Here is a 23,411-nt window from a genome sequence, read left to right as displayed (position 1 = left end):
GTAGTAAAATAAAAATATTAATTATAAAATGGCAACCTATGAGGTTGACCATATGAGGAGGCCCCTACATGAACGAAAAGTATGTAGCCCAAGATATTGAAAAAAAGTGGCAACAGTATTGGGAAGATAACCATACATTTAAAACAGAATATGATGAATCTAAAGAAAAATACTATGTATTAGAAATGTTCCCGTACCCATCTGGTAACTTACACATGGGTCACGTGCGTAACTATTCCATCGGTGACGTAGTAGCTCGTTTCAAAAAAATGAAGGGCTTCAACGTGTTGCATCCAATGGGCTGGGACTCCTTTGGTATGCCTGCTGAAAATGCGGCTATCAAACATGGTATTGCACCTAAAACATGGACTCTTGATAATATCGAGAACATGAAATTACAACAAAAAGCTCTTGGTTTGTCCTACGATTGGGACCGTGAAGTAGCGACTTGCAAAGAAGATTACTATAAATGGACTCAATGGTTCTTCCAACAATTTTATAAAAAAGGCTTAGCGTACAAAAAAGAAGCTAAAGTAAACTGGTGTGAAACTTGTCATACTGTATTGGCAAACGAACAAGTCATCGATGGTGCTTGCTGGCGCTGTGATAACCCAGTTGAGAAAAAAGACTTGTCTCAATGGTTCTTGCGCATCACTGAATATGCAGATCGCTTGTTAACTGATTTGGATACTCTTGATCACTGGCCACAACGCGTTAAATTGATGCAAAAGAATTGGATTGGCCGCTCAGAAGGTACGGAGTTTTCCTTTGAAGTACCGTCTATTAATGAACGTGTATCTGTGTATACGACCCGTGTAGATACAATTTATGGCGTAAGCTATGTAGTACTGGCTCCTGAACATCCATATGTAGAACGCATTATTGAAAACGCTCCTAATAAAGCTGAATTAGAAGCTTTTATTACACGTATGCGGAATATGAGCGATATCGACCGTACATCTACAGAGGCACCTAAAGAAGGTATGTTCACAGGCTCTTATGCAGTAAACCCTATGTCTGGCGAACAAGTACCGGTTTGGATTGCTAACTATGTATTAGTAGACTACGGTACAGGCGCTGTAATGGGTTCTCCTGCACATGATGAACGTGACTGGGAATTTGCTCATAAATACGATTTGCCAATTAAACAGGTTGTAGCTTGTGAAGGCGAAGAATATAGCCTTGAAAAATGGCAAGAATGGTACCATGAAGATGGCATTCTAGTTAACTCTGGCGATTATAACGGCCAAACATCTGCAGAGGCTCGTAAAAATATTACAGCTGCTCTTAATGAACGCGGTATTGGTGAAGGTAAAGTAAACTTCCGCCTTCGTGACTGGTTGATTTCTCGTCAACGTTACTGGGGCGTGCCAATTCCTGTAGTATATTGTGAAAAATGTGGTGAACAACTCGTTCCTGAAGAAGAGTTGCCAGTACGCTTGCCAGAGAATGTTAAATTTGAATCTGGTGCCGTATCTCCATTAGCTACATCTGAAAGCTTCCTAAATACTACATGTCCTAAGTGTGGTGGCCCTGCACGTCGTGAAACAGATACAATGGATACATTTATCGATTCTTCTTGGTATTTCTTGCGCTATGCAGATGCTAAAAACGATCAAGCTCCATTCGATAAAAAAATCGCTAACTACTGGATGAATGTAGACCAATATATCGGTGGTATTGAACATGCTATCTTGCACTTGTTGTACTCTCGATTTTTTGTGAAAGTTATTCACGACTTAGGTCTTATCGAAGCTAACGAACCATTCCGAGGCTTATTGACGCAAGGTATGGTTCTTAAAGAAGGCAGCAAAATGTCTAAATCTAAAGGTAATGTAGTTTCTCCAGAAGAAATCATCAATACCTATGGTGCAGATACTGCTCGTTTGTTTATTCTATTCGCGGCTCCTGTCGATCGTGACCTTGATTGGTCTGATCAAGGTGTTGAAGGTTCTTACCGTTTCTTAGGTCGTGTATGGCGTATCATTGATGCGTATAACGAAGAAGCTAAGAAGAATGTAACCGGTGAACTTACAAAAGACGAATTCGGATTACGTCGTGAGTTACACCGTGTCATCAAAAAGGTTACGGAAGACTTAGATAATAATTTCAACTTTAATACAGCAATTTCTGCAATCATGGAACTTGTGAATGCTATGTACGCTCATAAGGACAAAGCAGAGACTATCAATAGCGCATTAGCAAATGAATTGACTCGTTCCTTATTGCTTCTTTTAGCGCCATTCGTTCCTCATATTACAGAAGAGTTATGGCATGAATTGGGTGAAGCTACATCCATTCATACTGAAAATTGGCCTGTATACGAAGAAGCTGCGCTTGTAGTAGATGAAGTAGAAGTAGTATTGCAAGTAAATGGTAAAGTTCGCGATAAACTTACTGTTTCCGTAAATATTACGAAAGAAGAATTAGAAACAATGGCTAAAGAGTCTAGCCGTGTTCAAGAGTTTACAGAAGGTAAAAACATTGTAAAAGTTATTTATGTACCAGGTAAACTTGTAAATATCGTTGTTAAATAAATATAAATGATGATATTTTTGGTTAATAATGTAAGCCCCCAACTACATAGGTAGATGGGGGCTTATTTTTAAGAGAGGTAACTATGGCAAAACGTAACGATTATATTTCCTGGGATGAATACTTCATGGGTGTTGCCATTTTAGCGGCACAGCGTTCTAAAGATCCCAACACACAAGTAGGTGCCTGTATTGTGAGCAATGATAATAAAATATTGTCTATTGGCTATAATGGGATGCCATTAAATTGTAGTGATGATGATTTCACATGGGAACGCGATACGGCGGATGATAATAAATACTTTTATACCGTTCATAGTGAACTGAATGCCATACTTAATTATCGGGGCGGTTCTTTAGAAGGTTCTAAAATATATGTAACACTTTTCCCTTGTAATGAATGTGCGAAAGCCATTATTCAAAGTGGTATTAAGGCCGTTATCTATCGTGATGACCTATATAAGGATACGAAAGAGGTAAAAGCTTCTAAACGAATGTTAAAAACCGCAGGTGTAGAAATTATTGAATACAAGCCTACAGGCCGCACTTTGAATATCACATTGTAATGTAATAAAAATTTAATTGCTTTTAAAATCCCCTATATACAGTTGTATATGGGGGATTTCGTTATCTTTTATTTATGTTTATACTTGTAAGCGACCATCGATCATGATGTCTACTTCTTGGCCATCACGTGTATAGCCTTTGATATTCATATGTTCATGACCAATCATAAAGTCTACATGTGTTAAAGAGTGGTTCAAACCACGTTCTTTTAATTCGTCGTCAGATAAACCATCACTGTTTTTGAGGCATGTAGGGTAAGAGGCTCCAATTGCTAGATGGCATGATGCATTTTCATCGAATAATGTTTCATAGAAGATTTGATTAGATTGGCTGATTGGACTAAAATGATCAACTAATGCAACTTCGCCAAGGTAGTGTGAGCCTTCATCTGTCTCAACTAATTCTTTTAGTACTTCATAACCTTCTTTGGCAGTGTACTCTACAATTTTACCTTCTTTGAAAGTGAAGGAGAAATCAGAAATCGTATTGCCATGGTAAATTAAAGGTTTTGTGCTATATACAATGCCGTTTACACCATTGTACTGTGGTGCAGAGAAAATTTCTTCGGTAGGAATATTAGCATTGAAGATAGTACCATCTTTAGACGCTTCTTCACCGCCTTGCCAAATATGACCTTCTGGTAATTCTAGTAAGAGGTCAGTACCATTTTCACAAGTGTAACGCAATGCTTTTAAGTCTAGTTTATTAATTGCTTCGCGACGATGGCGTAATTTAGCCATGTGGTGACGGTATGTATCCTTTGCCTCAATGCCTTCGATGCGACAAAGTTTAAGCAAAGTTGCCCACAATTGGTCAATTTTTTCTTCATCGGTACCTTCATAACCGAGTAAATCTGCCCATAAGACAGTTGGCACAGAAGCAACGCACCAAGTAACAGACGAATTCATAATAGCTGTGTGATAGAAGGATAAGGCTTTGTTTAAATTACGAGAATGTAAAGAAATACGTTCTGTCGGGATGCCAGCAAGGGCTTTAGGGTTGGCACTAATTAAAGATAAGAATGCCGCTTTATCATCGATATATTGCTTATAGAATTCAGGAATCCAGTTAGCAGGTTTTTCTAAGACTGTTTCTTTGGCATGCATTAAACGTTGACGTGCAATAGGTGAACAGCGCCAGTTGAGGACAACCTCTTTAGCCCCCAATTGATAGGCTTCTTCTGTAACGATAACTGCAAAGTCTTTATTTTCCACATCAACAGAAATAACTAAAGTTTGATCTTGTTGTAAATTTACGCCGTATTGTAATAATGTACGGGCATATTTTCTTAATGTATCTTGATTCATTGAGTCTCCTTATATTCGACATCAATTATAAAACTCCTGCTGGTGTGACCAATAGAGTCAACGGTAGGAGTTTACTCTTTCATAGGGAAATCTTTCAGTAGGAGGTGCACTATGAAAGTAAAATTGAAGCCATATATGACAATTATATTAATCCTATGTATTTTAGTAGGAATTTATTTCCTATGGCCTATTATAACAGATGAAAGCGATTCTGTCTTAGTTGAAGGAGCAATAGATGGAAATTCTTCTATATCAACTGTTGAACAAACATCCAACAAACCTATAGCTTATATTACGGGCGCCGTAGTTTCACCTGGTTTATATGAGTTTGAAAGTAGTGCTACTGTAGGTGATGTAGTTAAGTTAGCAGGTGGGCTATTACCTTATGCTGATGTAGAATCAGTCAATATGGCAAAGTCGGTTAATGCGGGAGATCATATCCACATAGTATTTAACTTTCACGGTAATCCAGAGGCTTTATTGCGTGGTAATAAAATTAATATTAATATAGCTTCTGCAAAAGAGCTTGATGCATTACCAGGCATAGGCCCCGCTATGGCAAAAAGAATTGAAGAGTATCGTTCACAAAAAGGACCCTTTACATCCGTTGAAGGTATCAAGGGGGTGAAGGGCATCGGTGATGGCGTATTTAAGAAGATTAAAGATAAAATTACAATCTAAATTTAGGAATACAGAACGAGCGTTTGAGGAATCAATCTTCAATACTCAAGTATTAGTCAATACAAAGCCATTTATAACTCATAGCCAATGGGCACATACTATATTGGGATCTATAATAATTGGCACTATATTAGGATATGGGAAATATTATCCTGTACTGGGTCAAATGTATTATATTTTTGCTATTGCTATAGCCATTATTGGTGTAACTATTATTAGAATAATACAATCTCGTTTTAGGTGGCGTTTGTTTACTAAATTACTAATATTAGTTTTCGTCGCAATGGGATTATCCTATTATCAAACAGACTTACGAATTATTAACTATAACAGCTATACATCTTTCTATTTACAGCAAGAAGGGGAATATTTTGGCACTGTCATATCATTTCCTGAATTAGTAACTATCGATAAACAGGAATATTACAAATATAATGTAGAGTTACATGGATTACATCCCTATAAAGATACTGCTAAAAATGACTATATTAAGGCACAGGGTCGATTACAGATTTACTCAAAGGTATCTACTACAAAGTATTCAATACGGCTAGGAGAACAAGCAATAATTGAAGGTACACCAAAAAGCTTATTTCTTATCGAAGAGGAAGGACGCATTAATCTTAGAGGTAGATATATGAGCTCTAATACAAGAGGTCGAATCTATGATGGTGTATATCGATCTGCTACTAATAAAGATTTACAAGCATTCCACTTTAAAGAAACATTTTCTGAAAAACTATATGGAAAAAGTTTATATTTATGTGGTCAAATACGAGAATCTATTGAAAAAAATATTGCTAGTAATCTAGATGGTCCACAAAAGGTATTAGCACAAGCCTTATGCTTGGGTGGTCATTATAGTGAGCTAGGGGAAGAGCGAATAAAAGATTTTGCTTATACGGGTCTCATCCACATTCTTTCTATCTCTGGCTCACATATTGCACTGCTATTAGCCTTAATTTACGGTTTAGGAAGACTCGTTAAATTACGGAAGCGCACATGCTTAATTTTAGGTATATTAGTAGCTTGTACATATTGCTGTATCATTGGTGGAGATGCACCAGTTATACGTGCAACGATGATGAGTATACTCATGTGCATGGCTTATGTAAAAGGACGATTATATCAAGCTAAACAGGCTTTATGTATATGCGCTATTATATGTCTTGTATATGATCCTTTTTCTTTATTTGATGTAAGCTTTCAGTTATCCTTTGGTGCAACCTATGGTTTACTCATATGGGGAAAGGTACTATATGAACGGATACAGTGGTTACCAAGGTGGATAAAAACACCTTTTGTATTATGTGTATCCGCACAGTTACTCATATTGCCATTACAACTCTATTACTTTCACTATATTAGTATTGCTAGTTTGCTAGCAGCCTGTATAGTAGCGCCCCTATTAGATATATCCATAGTTTTAATTTTTGTAAGTACTTTAGTCAGTTACGTATTCCCTATATCGTTAATATGGTCTTTAGTAGATGTACTATTGCGAATATCTTTATATTTAAATCATGTGTTAGGACGTAGTTATAGTCTACTTTGGCTTGGTATGATGCATCTTTATTGTGTTTATATATATTATGCTCTATTAGGTTTGTTTACGTATTTTTTGACACATAAGAATAAGTATACTGTATATATAGTGATGTCCTTATTATGTATGGTTGCAACCTTTGGTGCTTCATACTATGTGACTCAGTATCATAAGGACACAATAATCCATTATATTCCTATGAAACAGTGTAATGTGTTACTTTGCATAGACCCAAACCATAGAGGAGCATATCTATTAATCGATGCACCAGATTATATTAAAACTATACCTAATGAAAGACTTATTAATCAGGCCATAAGGGCATATGGTGTAAAGCCTAAAGATGTAAAAGTTGAGTACTTTCATAGTAACAGTTCTGTACAGGTGGTATATAAAAATGGTATGAACCAAATCGTCGTATATAATGGACAAAGTAGAGAAAAAAATCTAAAATTAAATGATAAGACTAATGTGTTATATATAACGAGTCGATCCAGTGTAATGAATGAAATAGGGCGTATTTCACCTCATAGTACAATTCTATTTGGCAGTCCCCACGGTGCGTTACGCGATGTGGATCCATCAACAGAACATATGTATATAATGGGATACGGCTATATCAAAGATATCTATCTGTGAAAGGAGAAAACATGGCACATATTCAACTCATTTATGGCGATGAGCCACAATTAATTGAAGAAGAAAAACGCAAATTTTTAAGTGCCTATCCAGACCTTCCAGTGACCGTATTAGACGATGAGGCGGGCCCACAGAAGATTAGTGAAAAGCTCTGTGAAGATTCACTCTTTGGAGATCAAAAGGTATTCTGTTTAGTTAATTTGCCCATTATTCGTAAAAGCGGTAAAAATAGTGATGCTTGGGTCCCATTATATGAGCTCATCATGGAATATAATGGGGATAATCCAATTGTTTTGATTTATCATAACATGATAGATAAACGAATCAAGCAGAATAAAGAGCTTTTAAATAAAATATCGAATCGTGAATGCAAGCGCCTTGAAGGGGCAGACCTTGTGATGTGGATTCGTCAATATTGTACATCTAATGGATTTAAAATGACTCCTGATGCACAAGAATATGTAGCCCATCTTATCGATTTGTGGCAAGAGGTACCTGTTTCTTTTATGAGAACTGAGTTTGACCGATATTTCTTGCAAATTACTGGGGAAAAGGTTATTACCAAAGAATTTCTCGAAGAAAACGGTAGTGACTATGGAGCTAAAAACATTTTTACTTTTAAAGAGGCTCTGTTAAAAAGAGATATCGATACATTACTTGAATTATTTCCATTTATGTTCGGCTATAAAGAATTAGACCGTGCTATGAGCTATATTGAGGGGCAGTTACGTTTGCAGCTACTGGTTAGCGAATGTCGCCAAGCGGGAATGTCTGTTCAAGCCATACAAAACTTATGTAAGGACCATGATTCGTCATTTAAACCATATCCGATTAAGTTGGCTTACGAAGCAAGTCCTAGAATTTCAGTTAAGGCCTTGCGAGCTTTATTAAAAGGGCTCTATGAGATTATTTTAGATAGTCGTAGCAGTAAGGGCGATATTTGGCGATTTAGAGATTTATGTATTACCTATTGTGGGTATAAAGGATAAAAATGAAAGTACGTTATCGTGTTGTACCAAAACAGAATAAGAAATCATCCTTCTATGTGAACTGTCATAGCCAACATGTGACGATTCAAGCAGCGGACTCTGCATTTTCCACATTGCTTAGTCTACGTGAAAGGTTGTCTGAATGGTATAAGGAAAAAAGTATCTCTTTTGATGATATTCCAACAAATACAGATACAGCTTGTTGCTTTGCGTGGAAGATAGATACTGAAACGGGTGAAGGGTTAGATACCTATTATTATGGCGGTGGCTGTGGTGCTGGTGAATGGATTGAAGCGGCTGAAGCACAACGTGAAGCTGAAGAGGCTAAAAATCAAGTACCTAGAGGTAAGTCTTTTGCAGGTTATGATCAACAAGATGAATATGATGATGTAGACGAAGATGATTTTGCCCCATTTGTAGAAGCTGTTGAATTAGGCTATTTCAACAATAGTCCAGTTGTTGTGTCTCGTTCTAATCATACGGCTGCCGAATCTAGCAGTAGCGATACTATCGCATCTGTGAGCAGTACACCTAAAGCAAGCAAAGGCTTTGGACCTAAAAAAACTACAAAATCTACGGCTAAAGGAAGTGAAGGGGATGGCAAATATCCTCGTCGTGCTCCAAAGGATGCACCTACTGATGAAGGCATGATTTTAGGGCCAAAAATTCAAGGGGTCACCTCTAAAATCATGGGCACCTTGGATACACCTAGTGTAATTTTTGAAGGTGTCTTTGTAGGTTTAGATAAACGTGATACTAAGACTGGTAAAAGTATCGTTAATGGCAGCATTGTAGATGATACAAACAGCATTAAATTTATCAAGTTTACGAATAGCCCTGAAGAAGGGGATGCGCTACTTAAACAATTAAAAGGCTTACAACGGGTTCGTGTACAAGGTAGTGTCAACTTTGACGATCGTTTTGATAAAGATTATATCTTATCGATTCGTAGTATTGAAGCAGTGGAAACTACAAGTGTAGAGCGAACTGAAAACCGTCCAGATTCTCGTGTAGAGCTTCATTTACATACTAAGATGAGTGATAAAGATGCTCTCGTATCTGTTAAGGATTTATTTAAAACAGTTAAAAAATGGGGTCATCCTGCGGTTGCTATTACTGACCATGGTGTTGTACAAGCCTTTCCTGAAGCGCAAGCCCTTGGTAAAGAGCTAGGTGTTAAGGTTATCTATGGTGTAGAAGGTTATCTTATTGAAGATGAAACGGTAACAAAAGATGAGGAACTTGTATTAGATAAAAAGAAGAAGAAGGAAAAAGATAAACGCTATCATATTATTTTATTAGCTAAAAATATGGTTGGTTTGCGTAATTTATATAAAATGATTTCTATTTCTCACCTTGAACATTACAAGGTTCGTCCTCGTTTGCCTCGTTCCGTTATTGAAGAACATCGTGAAGGTATTATCATCGGTTCTGCTTGTGAAGCAGGGGAACTTATGCAATCTATTGTTCGTGGAGCTACAAAAGAAGAGCTTTTGGAAATAGCATACTTCTACGATTATCTTGAAATTCAGCCACATACTAACAATATGTTTTTGGTTCGTAAAGGTCTCATGCCAGATGAGCAAGCCCTCATCGATATGAATAAGACCGTTATCGAATTAGGGGAAGCCTTGAATAAACCTGTATGTGCTACTTGTGATGTTCATTATTTGAAACCAGAAGAGAAAATATATCGTGAAATCATGTTAACTGCATGTGGTTATCCAGATGCAGATGAACAACCAGATTTACATTTACGTACTACAGATGAAATGCTTGCGTCCTTCCCTTATTTAAGCGAAGAGAAAGCATACGAAGTAGTCGTTACTAATACACGTGCTATTAATGATAGCATTGAAGATATTAAGCCCGTTCCTGATGGTACATATTCACCTAAGATTGAAGGTGCTGACGAAGCTTTTACAGAAATGTGCTATAGAAATGCGAAGGCTATTTACGGTGATCCATTGCCGCGTGTCGTACAAGAACGTCTCGACTATGAACTAGATTGTATTATCTCCAATGGTTATGGTGTATTGTATTATATCGCTCATAAATTGGTAAAAAAATCTCTTGATGATGGGTATCTCGTAGGTTCTCGTGGTTCCGTAGGATCTTCCTTTGCAGCAACCATGTCTGAGATTACAGAGGTAAATCCATTACCGCCACATTATGTATGTCCTAATTGTAAATATTCAGAGTTCTTTGAAAAGGGTGAATATGCAGGGGGCTTTGACTTGCCTCGTAAAGATTGTCCTAAGTGTGGTCATGCGTTACAAACAAATGGTCACGATATTCCATTTGCTATCTTTCTTGGTTTTGAAGGTGACAAGGTTCCAGATATTGACCTTAACTTCTCCGGTGATTACCAAGCAAAAGCTCACAAATATACGGAAGAATTATTTGGCCGTGACAATGTATTTAAAGCAGGCACAATCGGTACAATTGCTGATAAAACTGCTTTTGGTTATGTTAAAAAGTACGCCGAAATTAGAGACATTCAAGCTCGTAATGGTTTCTTTGAACATTTAGCAAAGGGCTTTACAAATGTGAAGAATACTACAGGCCAACATCCTGGTGGTATTATGGTATGCCCTCGAGATATGGATGTGCATCACTTTACGCCCATACAACATCCAGCGAATAAAAAGGAAAGTGGCGTATTAACGACACACTTTGATTATCACTCCATCGAAGGTCGTATGACTAAGCTTGATATTCTGGGCCATGATGATCCCACAATTATTCGTATGCTAGAGGATTTGACAGGTATCGATGCTAAGACAATACCATTTGATGATCCAAAGACATTGAGCTTGTTTTCCTCTACAGAGGGGATTGGTTTAACACCTGAACAATTGCAAGGTGACCAGGTAGCCAGCTTGGCCGTACCAGAATGTGGTACGAAGTTTGTACGAGGCATGTTGGAAGACTCTCGTCCGCAAACCTTCTCTGACTTAGTACGTATCTCTGGTTTCTCTCATGGTACGAATGTATGGCTCGATAATGCGCAAGACCTTATTAAAAATGGAACTTGTAAGTTAAACGAAGCTATTTCCACCCGTGACGACGTAATGAATTTCTTAATCCATCGTGGTATGGATAGAAAGCACAGCTTCTTCGTTATGGAAAACGTACGTAAAGGGAAGGGGATTGAAAAACGAAATAAACAAGGTCAAGCTACGACGGAATTTGAAGCAGAAATGCGTGAAAATAATATTCCTGAATGGTTTATTGAGTCTTGTAAAAAGATTTCCTATTTATTCCCAAGGGCCCATGCGGTAGCATATGTAATGATGGCCTTCCGTATTGCATGGTTTAAGGTATACCATCCATTGGCATTCTATGCAGCATATTTCTCCATTCGCGCGAAAGCCTTCGACTTACGAATCATGACAGGAGACCTTAAAACACAATTGACCGAGTTTAACCGTATCAAAGCTCTTGATCGTGCTGCCAGTCCTAAAGATAAGGACCTTATGAGTGCCTTGGAAGTATCTATGGAAATGTATCAACGGGGCTATCGTTTTATCAATGTAGACATTCAACACTCCGAAGCTAGACGCTTTAGTATTAAGGATGGCGCTTTATTGCCACCATTCTTAGCTATTGATTCTCTAGGTGAAACAGTGGCTGATGCTATCGTTGAGGAAAGAAATGAACGTCCATTTACATCTTTAAAAGACTTACAACGCCGTTGTAAAGTATCAAATACCATCATTGATCTTATGAAAGACCTCAAATGCTGTGGTGAACTGCCTGAAGACGAACAAATGTCACTATTTGGAGCATAATAAAATACAAGATAAGATTTAAATACAAAGTAAGCACTATATCTCAAATGTGGATATAGTGCTTATTTTTATGTAATTTGCTACAATATATTTAGGATATGTCTTTGATACTAGGGAGTGTTGAAATATGATAGAGCGACTTCAAAATCAAGTGGATGAAATAGAACTTTGGGATGTTGAGTTAGAGGATATGCCTAATCTAGAAGCATCAGATATTCCAGGAGTATACTTTAACGAATTCCGAGAATATGTTGATGAAGAGGGGAATATACTGTCCCCATCAGAGGTCGATCGATTACGGTATAAAGGTGACTACGAGGACGATTATTATAGATAGAAATAATTAAAATGTCATATTTATATTATTTTTATATTACAGTGAGTGGGTTAGTTATGAGAGTTCCAATATATGAAGCTTTAGCACACTATAAAAAAAATGAAGAGCTACCTTATACAGAATATTTTGGATTAGGATTTTTTTCTGATATATCATTAGCTGAAGAGGCTCTAGTTGAATCTAAAATATTGTCTGGATTTTCTAAGTTAAATGATGATTCCTTTTCTATAAAAACTCACTATTTAAATGATTGTACTCATATAGGTGATGATATTAACTATGAAATAGTAAATAACAAAATTTATGGTGTTTGGTATGATTACGATATAGATCCATATTATTCCAGTTCTGGATACATAGGTTTATTTAGCACTTTAGAATATGCAGAGAAAGCATTAGATTGGTATAAGACCTGGGATATATTTAATGTATATGGTTTAGATTGTTTAGGAATTGATACAATTACTCTCAATTTAAGGGGCTGGACTGAAGGTTTTATAACAGTATATGATTAAAATTATGCAATAAAAGAGGTGTCATCATTTGATGACGCCTCTTTTTGAAAGTTTTGCAGTTTATTTATTTTGGCAGATTTTGTAAATTGGCAATATTAGTATAGGGATTTATATTTCATCCAGTTTGTTTTGGCCATTTCTTTAAGCTCTGTACCACGGCCATCAAGGATTGCATTGATCAAGTATTTGCTGAAGCCCTTAGCTTGTTGATATGCAATTTTAGGAGGCATAGCAAGTTCTTGTTTATCTACGCGAACATTAACGATGACTGGGCCATTATGGTTAAGGGCTTCCATGATTTTTTCATCAACTTCGCTAGAGTTATGAATGCTCACACCTTTGATACCAGCAGCTTCAGCAAGTTTACCGAAATCTGGATTTACAAAGTCTGTAGCGTAGTCTAGATAGCCCGAAGCTTTCATTTCCATAGCGATAAAGCTAAGTTCTTCGTTATTGAATACAAAGATTTTAACAGGTAAGTTAAGTTGTTTTAATGTTAACATTTCGCCCATCATCATTGTAAAGCCACCATCACCAGAGAGGGAGATGACTTGACGGTTAGGACATGCATTTTGAGCGCCAATAGCATGCATCATAGCATTAGCCATGGAGCCGTGGCTAAAGGATCCTAAAATACGGCGTTTACCATTTGTTTTTAGATGGCGAGCAGTCCAAATAACTGGAGTACCTACGTCAAAGGTAAAGATCGCGTCTTCTGCTGCTAGTTTATTGAGGCGATTTACGAAGTATTGAGGGTGAATTGCTACACCATCTGGTTCAGCTACGGCATAACTATCTAAATCAGCTCTAAATTTTGTATATGCTTTACGTACAGTATCAATAAATTCAGTATCACCACGTTGGCCTACAAGAGGTAATAATTCTTTTAACGTATCTTTTACAGTACCAATGATACCTTGTGTAAGAGGTACGCGACGACCTAAAGCACTAGGATCTCTATCTACTTGTATTACTTTCGCATTTTCTGGATAGAATGGACGATAAGGGAAGTCTGTACCAAGCATTACCAATGTATCACATTGTTCAATAGCACGGTAGCCAGATGTATAGCCTAATAGGCCAGTCATACCTACATCATATGGATTATCCCATTCAACCCATTCTTTACCTCTGAAAGCATGTACAACCGGTGCTTGTAAGCGTTTTGCTAATTCTACTACTTCGTCATGAGCACCTTCACAGCCGGCACCACAGAATAGGGTAATACGTTTGCCTGTTTCTAAATGAGCCGCCATTTCTTCAATATCTTCTCGTTGTGGAACGATATGAGGTAAACGAGGTGGGTTCCACACAGGTAATTCATCAATTTCCATTTCCATAACTGCAACGTCCCCAGGAAGAACGATAACAGCAACATCTTGGTTACCAACAGCAGCGTTCATAGCACGGAATAGAATTTCCGGCATTTGTTTAGGATTGGATACAAGTTCGCAGAAACAAGAACATTCTTTAAATAAGTTTTCTGGATGTGTTTCTTGGAAATAGTTCAAACCTACTTCAGATTGAGGAATGTGAGAAGCAATGGCCAATACTGGAACACGATTGCGATGGCAGTCGAAGAGACCATTAATTAAGTGTAAGTTGCCTGGACCAGAGCTACCAGCACATACAGTTAGTTTATGAGTTAGGGATGCTTCTGCACCGGCAGCAAAGGCTGCTGTTTCTTCATGTCGTACATGTTCAAAAGCAATTTTACCATTGCGGCGTAAACTATCATTTACAGAGTTTAGACTATCTCCAGTGATACCGTAAATGCGTTCGATGCCCGCATTGGCTAAGACTTCTATAAGTACATCAGAAATTCGTTTTTTTGCCATATTATCACCTATATTTAATAATTACTATCATTAAAATATGGTTATCCAAACCATATATACTATATTAGACTTGTTTAACTTGTAATTATGTGATAAAAGTTACTATTTACTGTATACATAGTTTATATATGTTTATATTAAAAGTAAATATATATTATTATTTATATTGTTCTAGTATTTGTGTTCTAAAAATTATATTTTAATTAAATTATTTAATATTCTTTCTCAATACAAAACTATTATTCTTGCATAACATTAATAAAAGTGTTACTATTAATTCATAAACAAAATAGATAAGTCTTTGGGGATAGGTGAAATTCCTTACCGGCGGTAAAGTCCGCGAACCTTTTTGGTATGAATCGGTGCAATTCCGATACCGACAGTAGAGTCTGGATGAGAAAAGACGAGGCACGTTTGTTGTGCGCATTTATGATGACCCAAGGACTATGTAATAGTCCTTTTTTTATTGAGGTGATATGGTGGATGACGTAGTATATATGAAGCGCGCCATTGAACTGGCAAAATTAGCCACAGGTCACACCTCACCAAATCCTTTGGTTGGTGCTGTTGTGGTAAAAGATAATACAATAATCGGTGAAGGTTATCACCATAAAGCTGGTACAGCTCATGCTGAGGTGCATGCACTAAATCAAGCAGGTGATAATGCCAAAGGTGCTACTTTATACGTAACATTAGAGCCATGTTCCCATTATGGAAAAACACCACCTTGTGCGCTTCGTATCATTGAGGCTGGTATAGCTAAAGTAATAGTAGGTAGTACGGATCCAAATCCACTAGTTTCTGGAAAAGGAATGGAGTTACTTCGTGAAGCAGGTATTGAGGTTGTTTGCCCCGTATGTAGTGATGAATGTGCTGAACTAAATGAGCATTTCTTTACCTATATACAGACAGGTAAGCCTTTTGTCACTCTAAAAAGTGCTATGTCACTAGATGGGAAAATTGCTACATCTACTGGACAATCTCAATGGATTACAAATGAGTCCTCTCGTCGTGATGGACATGTGTTGCGTGCCACGCATGATGCCATGCTCGTTGGAATTGGTACAATTTTGGCAGATAATCCACAGTTAAATTGTCGTTTAACGGATAGTGAATTATCAGATGCGTTATTAGATAAAAGCATACTTGATGAACCGATTACGATTCATCAACCAAATGTAATTATCTTGGATAGTCTTGGTAGAACACCTACTACTAGTCGTGTCTTTGAAATAAATAATCGCAAGATTCATATATTCGTATCTAAAGGTTGTCCTAAGGATCGGATACAAGCCTTAGAACAAGTTGGTGCTCAAGTAACCGTAGTAGAATCTATTTCTACTCGTAAAAGCAAGAGCACAGACATTGTCATAGATATTAAGAAATTATCTATCGATGATATTCTTACAAAACTAGGTGAACTAGGTTACACATCTATTCTTGTTGAAGGTGGATCTGCAATTATCAGTTCCTTTGTGGAAACGAAGAACTTTGATAAGGTCGTAACATATATTGGAAATACCATTATTGGTGGTAACGATGCAACACCTGCTGTAGGAGGTCGAGGTTTTGAAAGTTTAGAGGTTTCACCGCAATTAACTTTTACCAAGACTAAAGTATTAGATAATAACATTCGCATTGAAGCGTATCGTCAAGGAAGGAGGGGCACTTATGTTCACGGGAATCGTTGAAGAAATCGGCCGCATCGAGAACATTAAAAAGGGCCCTAAATCCTTAGCCATAACAATTCGAGGAGAAAAAATTTTTAGCGATTTAAAAGTTGGTGATTCCGTAGCTGTTAATGGGGTGTGCTTGACGGCCACAACGATTGGCAATAGTATATTTACAGCGGATGTGATGCCAGAATCCATTAAGATGACTACGTTTACTAATTTGAAAGTCCATCAACCAGTCAACTTAGAGCGAGCTATGCTTGCTAATGGTAGATTTGGTGGTCACATTGTGGCAGGCCATGTAGATGGTACAGGTCGTATTATTAATCGTGAACAAACCGATAATGCCATTATCTTTACTATCGAGGCTCCAAAATCTGTTATGGATTATGTTATCTATAAGGGCTCCATTACCATCGATGGGATTAGCCTCACTATTATGCGACGAACAGACAGCAGTTTTTCCGTCTCTATCATTCCTCACACTTTGAGTGAAACTATTTTAGGTTTTGCTCATATTGGAACAGAGGTCAATTTAGAAACGGATATTGCTGGACGATATATTCGTCATTTTATGAATCTTGGTAGTGAACCTACCGAAGAAAAGCCTAAAAAATCTATGCAATCCCTCTTAGTAGAGAATGGATTTATATAAGTAAGGAGCGTTCCTATGAGCGAACAATTACATTCTATTAATGAGGTCTTACAAGACCTTAAAGCTGGTAAACCTGTTATTATCGTTGATGATGAAAGCCGTGAAAACGAAGGCGATCTTATCATTGCTGCAGAGTTTGCGACGCAAGAAAACATTAACTTCATGGTTAAATACGCTCGCGGTATCGTATGTACGCCTATGCGCCGCGAAGCGTTAGAAAAACTTGGCATTCCTGCAATGGTTACCAAAAATACTGATAACCATGAAACTGCTTTTACTGTGACTGTGGATCATGTAGATACTACAACAGGCGTATCTCCTGCAGAGCGTGCTTATACAATTCAAAAACTATTAGATCCTAATGCGAAACCTCAAGATTTCCGTCGTCCAGGTCACGTATTTCCACTTGTATATAAAGAGGGCGGCGTATTGGTACGTCAAGGTCATACTGAGGCATCTATCGACCTTTGTCGCCTAGCAGGGTTACAAGAGGCTGCCGTTATTTGTGAAATTACTAAAGACAATGGCGATATGGCCCGTTTGCCAGATCTTATGAAATTTGCTAAGGAGCATGACTTGAAAATTGCTTCTGTAGCAGAACTTATAGAATATCGTAAACAACATGAAGATATGGTTGAGCTTGGTGCTTGTTCTAAGTTGCCTACTAAATTTGGTGATTTTAATATCTTTGTATTTAAAAATGAATTAGATCATAAAGAGCATTTAGCTATCGTAAAGGGCAATGTTCAAGATTGTAGCGATGTGCTTGTACGTATTCATTCTGAATGTTTAACAGGCGATGTATTTGGTTCTAAGCGCTGTGATTGTGGCGAACAATTAGACAATGCGTTGCGCGCTATTGAAAAAGAAGGCAAAGGCGTTGTTGTATATATGCGACAAGAGGGCCGTGGCATTGGTTTGACCAATAAAATTAAAGCCTATGCATTACAAGAACAGGGCCTTGATACAGTAGAAGCAAATGAACAATTAGGCTTCCCTGCAGATATGCGTGAATACTCCTTAGCGGCTCAAATTATCCGTTTCTTGGGTATTAAAAGCATCCGCTTATTAACTAACAATCCCGAAAAGCGTCATGGCTTAGAACATTGGGGAATCAATGTAACTAGCCGTGTACCACTCATCATTGCTGCAAATAAATTTAATGCAGGCTATTTAAAAACAAAAGAAGAGAAAATGGGTCATATGTTAGAAGACTAATTAACTTTCACCATATAACTCGGTCGTTACATATATATTTCCTTAGATGGAATAAAGGAGGTCAATATAATGATGGTTCAAGAAGGTAACTTATTAGGTACTGGTAAGAAATTTGCTATTATCGGTTCTCGTTTCAACGAGTTCATTACATCTAAATTAATCGGAGGCGCTGAAGATTGTTTACTTCGTCACGATGTTAAACAAGAGGATATTACAGTAATTTGGGTTCCAGGTGCTTATGAGATTCCTTTGATTGCTAAGAAAGCAGCTTTATCTGGTCGTTATGATGCAGTTATTTGTGTAGGTGCTGTTATTCGTGGGGCCACTACTCATTATGATTATGTATGCAACGAAGTAGCCAAAGGTATCGCACATGTATCTTTGGAAACTGGTATTCCTGTTATGTTTGGTGTAGTAACTACTGAAAACATTGAGCAAGCTATCGAACGCGCAGGTACAAAAGCGGGTAATAAAGGTTATGATTGTGCGATGGGTGGAATCGAAATGGTTAACCTTATCGATCAAATCTAAGAACTGTATATATAACACTCAGTATCTCATGGTACTGGGTGTTTTTATATCATCGAAAATATGTTCTTTTAACTTTAAATCAGACTAGACGAACATATATTCTCTATTATTGAAAGTTAAATATTTGACATGATATACTATATAAGCAATATAAATATAATATCTTATATAAAATAAGTAGAAATAAGGAATGATAGAATGGATTATATAAAACGTTTTACAACCCGAGAAGGGGTTCGTATGTCTTTAGCTGTAACAACCGATACAGTTGAAACAGCTCGTGTACGTCATGATTTATGGCCTGTAGCAACAGCTGCTTTAGGTCGTGCTATGACGGGAGCTATTTTATTAGCTGGTGATTTTAAAAACCATGAAAACGTAAGTCTTCGTATCAAAGGTGATGGTCCACTAGGTGTAGTTCATGTAGATGCATTCTCTGATAATACGGTTCGAGGCTATGTAGACGAGCCACATGTTGATGTACCTTTAAAGCATGCTGGTAAGCTTGATGTTGGTTCTGCCGTAGGTCATAATGGGGAAGTGCAAGTGACTCGTTTCACGCAGTTAGCGCAAGACTATACTTCTACAAGCCCGATTCAAAGTGGTGAAGTAGCAGAGGATTTGGCATATTATTTATATGCATCTGAACAAGTACCGTCTACGATTAGTTTAGGTGTATTAGTAGATCCAGATTACCATACGGTTGTAGCTGGAGGTTTTATCGTACAAGCCTTACCGGATGCTACAGATGAAGCATTAGCACAAGTAGAAAAGAATATTAATGAACTTGGTCCTATTACAGAATATTTGAAAGCAAACCCAGATGGTAAAGGTCTTATGGAACGTGTTCTCGATGGTTTAACTGTGAATGAAGTATATAATGAACCAATTCATTTCCAATGTCGTTGTGGTCGTGATCGCTTTGCCAGTGTGCTAATGACATTACGTGAAGAAGATAAGAATGCTATTTTGGAAGATGACGTAACAGAGCTTGTTTGCCATTATTGTAATGAAAAATATCATTTCACACGTGAAGAGTTACAAGATATGTTCATCCCAAAAGGTCCAATTCAATAAAAACTTTATAATATGTAGAAAAAATACAGGCTACTAGGTTTTTCCTATAGCCTGTTTTTCTATTCTATGAGAAAATAAAAGATAGAGTTATTAATAATAGGAGGTCACAATGAGTGCAATTGGCATAATTGGTGGTACTGGTGTTTATGATCCGTCCATCTTTGAAAATATTCATGAAGAATCCTTAATGACACCATATGGTGAAATAGATTATGTACAAGGTACATACCATGGGAAAACTGTAATCTTTGTAGCTCGTCACGGCAAAGATCATACAATTCCTCCACACAAAATTAACTATCGTGCTAATATTTGGGGCCTCAAAAAACTAGGCGTTACATTTATTATCTCCACGACAGCAGTAGGTTCTTTAAATGAGAACTTTAAGCCAGGTCATTTTGTTTTGACTGACCAATTCTTAGATTTTACAAAGAACCGCATCACTACGTTTTATGAAGGTGGGGACCGTCCAGTGGCACATCTTGATGTAACAAATCCATACTGCCCTGAATTACGTGATATTCTTCAAAAGGTAGGTACGGAACAAGGCCTTACGATACATAATGGCGGTACCTATGTATGTACTGAAGGCCCTCGTTTTGAGACTCCTGCAGAAATCAAAATGTTCCACATGCTCGGTGGCGATACAGTAGGTATGACAAATGTACCGGAAGTAAATTTAGCGAATGAAGCTGAAATGGCATATGCTACGATCTCTATGATTACCAACTATGCAGCAGGTATTTCTGAATCTGCTTTGACACATGCGGAAGTTGTAGAAATGATGGGCAATATGGCGGCTCAACTAAAATCTCTTATCTTAGGAGCTATTGATGCAATCGATGTGGATGCTCGTTATGATGCTCATAATCGCATGCATGAATATGGTGGTTTTAAACTATAATCAACTCATAATGATACACAATAGTTTATCGAAGGAGAAGTTATGATTAATATTGAATGGCGTAAAGATACGCTGGTACTATTAGATCAAACTAAATTGCCTACTGAAATTACATACGTTCACTGTACAGATTGGCGCCAAGTGGCCGAAGCTATTAAAATGCTTCGCGTTCGTGGCGCACCTGCTATTGGCGTAGCTGCTAGTTATGGTCTCATTTTAGCTGCTATGGAAGCAGGACGTTTAGAGGCGCCATTTAGTGAACAACTTACAAGCTTATATGAGTTTAGTGAGATCTTAAAAGAAACTCGCCCTACGGCAATCAACTTAGCTTGGGCTGTAGATCGTGTCATTTCTCTTGTGAAAACTAATGTTGACAGTATGTCCTCAATGAGTGAAGTAGTAGACCTCATTACAAAAGAGGCTATTATCATTCACGAAGAAGATGTGTCTTTGAATAGACGTATGGCCGAAGCAGGTTCTACATTATTTGAAGGTAAAAAGAATATTCGCATCTTAACTCATTGTAATGCGGGTGCACTAGCTACAGGTGGTCTAGGAACAGCACTTGGTGTTGTTCGTAAATTACATGAAAATGGACAACTGGAACGCGTGTATGCTGATGAAACACGTCCATTATTACAAGGTGCTCGACTCACAGCCTTTGAACTTTACGAGGATGGTATTCCTATTACTCTTGAAACAGATAATATGGCAGCCTATGCGATGCAACATGGATTAATTGATGCCGTTATCGTCGGTGCTGACCGCATCACTACAAAAGGGGATGTAGCCAATAAGATTGGTACCTATGGTGTGGCTGTACTAGCTAAATTCCACAATATTCCGTTTTATGTAGCCGCTCCTTATAGTACATTTGATTTTACTTTGGAAAATGGTAGCGATATTCCTATTGAGATGCGTAACGATGATGAAGTAACCGCTTTACACGGTGTTCAAACAGCCCCTAGTGGTATTGATGTACTTAATCCTGCATTTGATGTAACACCTCATGAACTTGTAACAGCGATTATCACCGAAGAGGGAGTATTGACTCCAAATTATGAAGAATCAATCGGTAAGCTACGCCAGATTGTAGAATCTAAATAATCTATTATCTTAATGATTAGCTTATTAAGCATTCAAAATATAAGCAATATATTATCTATATAAGTAAGTATCTACAACGATATTAACAACATTATATAATATCAATAAATCTAAGTAGATTTACTATCAACTATTTATTTTATTGTATCTACTTGTATGAGTAAAAGGAGATATTATGCAATCTTTAATTAGAGACATAAATTTAGCAACAGAAGGTCGCAAAAAAATTGATTGGGTTTCTAACTTTATGCCTACATTAAACACATTAGGTGACCGTTTTGAAGCAGAACAAACTTTCAAAGGCCAAACAATTGTTGTTAGTGTTCACTTGGAAGCAAAAACAGCATACCTTGCGACTGTATTAAAACGCGGTGGTGCAGATGTAATTGTAACGGGCTCCAATCCGTTGTCTACACAAGACGATGTAGCTGCAGGTCTTGTAGATATGGGCATTACTGTATATGCTTGGTACGATTGTACTGATGAAGAATATTTTAACTTCCTCCATAAAGCACTTGATCATAAACCACATATTATCATTGATGATGGTGGTGATTTAGTAAATCTATTGCATACTACACGACAAGATGCAAAAGAACGTTTGTTAGGGGGGAGTGAAGAAACTACAACAGGTGTACATCGTTTATATGCATTAGAGAACGCTAAACAATTAACATTCCCTATGATTGCTGTAAATGACTCTTACTGTAAATATCTTTTCGATAATCGCTATGGTACAGGTCAGTCCGTTTGGGATGGTATCATGCGCACTACGAACTTGACTGTAACAGGTAAGAACGTTGTTGTTGCTGGTTATGGCTGGTGTGGTAAAGGCGTTGCGATGCGCGCAAAAGGCCTTGGTGCACACGTATATGTAACTGAAGTAGATCCAATTAAAGCTATAGAGGCTGTATTTGATGGCTTCAAAGTATTGCCTATGATTGAAGCCGCTAAGGTTGGGGATATTTTCTGTACTGTAACAGGTTGTAAAGATGTTATTGTAAAAGAGCATTACAAAGTGATGAAAGATAAAGCTATCTTATGTAATGCTGGTCACTTTGACTGCGAAGTGAATGTTTCTGATCTTACTGAACTTGCTGTAAGCCACGAAAGGGTTCGCCAAAACATCGAAGGCTATACTATGTCTGATGGTCGTAAACTCTATGTATTGGCTGAAGGCCGTCTAGTAAACCTTGCAGCTGGCGATGGTCACCCTGCAGAAATTATGGACTTGTCATTTGCTATGCAAGCCCTTGCTGCAGAGTATATCTTGAAAAACGGTAAAGAAATGGATCCAAAAGTATACGTATTGCCTCATGAATTAGATGTGGAAATCGCTAAACTTAAGTTGAACTCCATGGGCTATGACTTAGATTCTTTAACACAAGAACAAATCGATTATCTAACAAAAGTAAACTAATACTGTATTGAAATATAATGGTTTCTGTAATACATTTTGTATCTAAACTATACTAGCTTTCAAATTAAACAAATATAAC

Annotated in this window: 18 protein-coding genes and 1 riboswitch; of the genes, 16 read left to right on the top strand and 2 right to left on the bottom strand. The window is 37.4% G+C overall.

The window, feature by feature from the left end; translation table 11 throughout:
* Nucleotides 1-68 precede the first annotated feature (68 nt).
* Nucleotides 69-2,537, top strand: a complete 2,469-nt coding sequence (leuS, locus tag E7B10_RS01835) for a leucine--tRNA ligase (protein ID WP_004697073.1) — start codon at nt 69-71, stop codon at nt 2,535-2,537.
* Between the two features lie 83 nt (nt 2,538-2,620).
* On the top strand, nt 2,621-3,100 hold the full coding sequence (locus E7B10_RS01830; RefSeq protein WP_004697136.1) for a dCMP deaminase family protein: 480 nt from the start codon (nt 2,621-2,623) through the stop codon (nt 3,098-3,100).
* Between the two features lie 78 nt (nt 3,101-3,178).
* Here E7B10_RS01830 and E7B10_RS01825 read toward each other — a convergent pair whose 3' ends face one another.
* Nucleotides 3,179-4,408 (bottom strand): aminopeptidase, encoded by a 1,230-nt coding sequence (locus E7B10_RS01825; protein WP_004697444.1) that lies wholly within the window; start codon nt 4,406-4,408, stop codon nt 3,179-3,181.
* A 111-nt stretch (nt 4,409-4,519) separates the two neighbouring features.
* Between E7B10_RS01825 and E7B10_RS01820 the strand changes: the two genes are divergently transcribed.
* The 6 genes from E7B10_RS01820 (at nt 4,520) to E7B10_RS01795 (ending at nt 12,909) form a co-directional block, all read left to right on the top strand.
* A complete protein-coding gene (locus tag E7B10_RS01820; protein WP_287511167.1) occupies nt 4,520-5,089 on the top strand; it encodes a ComEA family DNA-binding protein in 570 nt (189 codons plus the stop codon).
* Nucleotides 5,046-7,274 (top strand): ComEC/Rec2 family competence protein, encoded by a 2,229-nt coding sequence (locus E7B10_RS01815; RefSeq protein WP_287511165.1) that lies wholly within the window; start codon nt 5,046-5,048, stop codon nt 7,272-7,274. Before E7B10_RS01820 ends, E7B10_RS01815 begins: the two co-directional genes overlap by 44 nt.
* Before the next feature lie 11 nt (nt 7,275-7,285).
* Nucleotides 7,286-8,263, top strand: a complete 978-nt coding sequence (gene holA, locus E7B10_RS01810; RefSeq protein WP_287511163.1) for a DNA polymerase III subunit delta — start codon at nt 7,286-7,288, stop codon at nt 8,261-8,263.
* Nucleotides 8,264-8,265: 2 nt separating this feature from the next.
* Complete coding sequence (locus tag E7B10_RS01805) at nt 8,266-12,057, top strand: PolC-type DNA polymerase III (RefSeq protein WP_287511161.1); 3,792 nt, start codon at nt 8,266-8,268, stop codon at nt 12,055-12,057.
* A 127-nt stretch (nt 12,058-12,184) separates the two neighbouring features.
* Complete coding sequence (locus tag E7B10_RS01800) at nt 12,185-12,394, top strand: hypothetical protein (protein WP_021148165.1); 210 nt, start codon at nt 12,185-12,187, stop codon at nt 12,392-12,394.
* Between the two features lie 56 nt (nt 12,395-12,450).
* Complete coding sequence (locus E7B10_RS01795) at nt 12,451-12,909, top strand: hypothetical protein (RefSeq protein WP_119562970.1); 459 nt, start codon at nt 12,451-12,453, stop codon at nt 12,907-12,909.
* 95 nt (nt 12,910-13,004) lie between these two features.
* On the opposite strand, the gene poxB is transcribed toward E7B10_RS01795, so the two are convergent.
* Entirely contained in the window at nt 13,005-14,747 is a 1,743-nt protein-coding gene (gene poxB / locus E7B10_RS01790) for a ubiquinone-dependent pyruvate dehydrogenase (protein ID WP_270278718.1), read from the bottom strand.
* Nucleotides 14,748-15,040: 293 nt separating this feature from the next.
* Nucleotides 15,041-15,156: riboswitch (FMN riboswitch) on the top strand.
* Between the two features lie 67 nt (nt 15,157-15,223).
* On the opposite strand from poxB, the gene ribD reads away from it, so the two are divergent.
* The 8 genes from ribD (at nt 15,224) to E7B10_RS01750 (ending at nt 23,332) form a co-directional block, all read left to right on the top strand.
* Nucleotides 15,224-16,438 (top strand): bifunctional diaminohydroxyphosphoribosylaminopyrimidine deaminase/5-amino-6-(5-phosphoribosylamino)uracil reductase RibD, encoded by a 1,215-nt coding sequence (ribD, locus tag E7B10_RS01785; protein WP_119562968.1) that lies wholly within the window; start codon nt 15,224-15,226, stop codon nt 16,436-16,438.
* Nucleotides 16,419-17,075, top strand: a complete 657-nt coding sequence (locus tag E7B10_RS01780; protein ID WP_024061652.1) for a riboflavin synthase — start codon at nt 16,419-16,421, stop codon at nt 17,073-17,075. Before ribD ends, E7B10_RS01780 begins: the two co-directional genes overlap by 20 nt.
* 15 nt (nt 17,076-17,090) lie before the next feature.
* Nucleotides 17,091-18,293, top strand: a complete 1,203-nt coding sequence (locus E7B10_RS01775) for a bifunctional 3,4-dihydroxy-2-butanone-4-phosphate synthase/GTP cyclohydrolase II (RefSeq protein WP_155086223.1) — start codon at nt 17,091-17,093, stop codon at nt 18,291-18,293.
* Between the two features lie 69 nt (nt 18,294-18,362).
* Nucleotides 18,363-18,824, top strand: coding sequence for a 6,7-dimethyl-8-ribityllumazine synthase (gene ribE, locus E7B10_RS01770; RefSeq protein ID WP_316055455.1), 462 nt, complete (start codon nt 18,363-18,365; stop codon nt 18,822-18,824).
* Between the two features lie 198 nt (nt 18,825-19,022).
* On the top strand, nt 19,023-19,901 hold the full coding sequence (hslO, locus tag E7B10_RS01765; RefSeq protein ID WP_287511159.1) for an Hsp33 family molecular chaperone HslO: 879 nt from the start codon (nt 19,023-19,025) through the stop codon (nt 19,899-19,901).
* A 109-nt stretch (nt 19,902-20,010) separates the two neighbouring features.
* On the top strand, nt 20,011-20,805 hold the full coding sequence (gene mtnP / locus E7B10_RS01760) for an S-methyl-5'-thioadenosine phosphorylase (RefSeq protein ID WP_021148163.1): 795 nt from the start codon (nt 20,011-20,013) through the stop codon (nt 20,803-20,805).
* 42 nt (nt 20,806-20,847) lie between these two features.
* Nucleotides 20,848-21,912, top strand: coding sequence for an S-methyl-5-thioribose-1-phosphate isomerase (gene mtnA, locus E7B10_RS01755; protein ID WP_024061654.1), 1,065 nt, complete (start codon nt 20,848-20,850; stop codon nt 21,910-21,912).
* A 175-nt stretch (nt 21,913-22,087) separates the two neighbouring features.
* The gene (locus E7B10_RS01750; RefSeq protein ID WP_004697218.1) at nt 22,088-23,332 is read left to right on the top strand and encodes an adenosylhomocysteinase; all 1,245 of its coding nucleotides are present in this window, start codon (nt 22,088-22,090) and stop codon (nt 23,330-23,332) included.
* Nucleotides 23,333-23,411 lie beyond the last annotated feature (79 nt).

It is taken from the genome of Veillonella sp. (assembly GCF_032470285.1).
Classification (GTDB): domain Bacteria; phylum Bacillota; class Negativicutes; order Veillonellales; family Veillonellaceae; genus Veillonella.
This window is presented reverse-complemented; position numbering and strand designations above follow the sequence as displayed.

Coding starts and splice junctions, on each gene's coding strand:
- leuS (WP_004697073.1), top strand. CDS start 69: ATGAACGAAAAGTATGTAGCCCAAGATATTGAAAAAAAGTGGCAACAG.
- E7B10_RS01830 (WP_004697136.1), top strand. CDS start 2,621: ATGGCAAAACGTAACGATTATATTTCCTGGGATGAATACTTCATGGGT.
- E7B10_RS01825 (WP_004697444.1), bottom strand. CDS start 4,408: ATGAATCAAGATACATTAAGAAAATATGCCCGTACATTATTACAATAC.
- E7B10_RS01820 (WP_287511167.1), top strand. CDS start 4,520: ATGAAAGTAAAATTGAAGCCATATATGACAATTATATTAATCCTATGT.
- holA (WP_287511163.1), top strand. CDS start 7,286: ATGGCACATATTCAACTCATTTATGGCGATGAGCCACAATTAATTGAA.
- E7B10_RS01805 (WP_287511161.1), top strand. CDS start 8,266: ATGAAAGTACGTTATCGTGTTGTACCAAAACAGAATAAGAAATCATCC.
- E7B10_RS01800 (WP_021148165.1), top strand. CDS start 12,185: ATGATAGAGCGACTTCAAAATCAAGTGGATGAAATAGAACTTTGGGAT.
- E7B10_RS01795 (WP_119562970.1), top strand. CDS start 12,451: ATGAGAGTTCCAATATATGAAGCTTTAGCACACTATAAAAAAAATGAA.
- poxB (WP_270278718.1), bottom strand. CDS start 14,747: ATGGCAAAAAAACGAATTTCTGATGTACTTATAGAAGTCTTAGCCAAT.
- ribD (WP_119562968.1), top strand. CDS start 15,224: ATGGTGGATGACGTAGTATATATGAAGCGCGCCATTGAACTGGCAAAA.
- E7B10_RS01780 (WP_024061652.1), top strand. CDS start 16,419: ATGTTCACGGGAATCGTTGAAGAAATCGGCCGCATCGAGAACATTAAA.
- E7B10_RS01775 (WP_155086223.1), top strand. CDS start 17,091: ATGAGCGAACAATTACATTCTATTAATGAGGTCTTACAAGACCTTAAA.
- ribE (WP_316055455.1), top strand. CDS start 18,363: ATGATGGTTCAAGAAGGTAACTTATTAGGTACTGGTAAGAAATTTGCT.
- hslO (WP_287511159.1), top strand. CDS start 19,023: ATGGATTATATAAAACGTTTTACAACCCGAGAAGGGGTTCGTATGTCT.
- mtnP (WP_021148163.1), top strand. CDS start 20,011: ATGAGTGCAATTGGCATAATTGGTGGTACTGGTGTTTATGATCCGTCC.
- mtnA (WP_024061654.1), top strand. CDS start 20,848: ATGATTAATATTGAATGGCGTAAAGATACGCTGGTACTATTAGATCAA.
- E7B10_RS01750 (WP_004697218.1), top strand. CDS start 22,088: ATGCAATCTTTAATTAGAGACATAAATTTAGCAACAGAAGGTCGCAAA.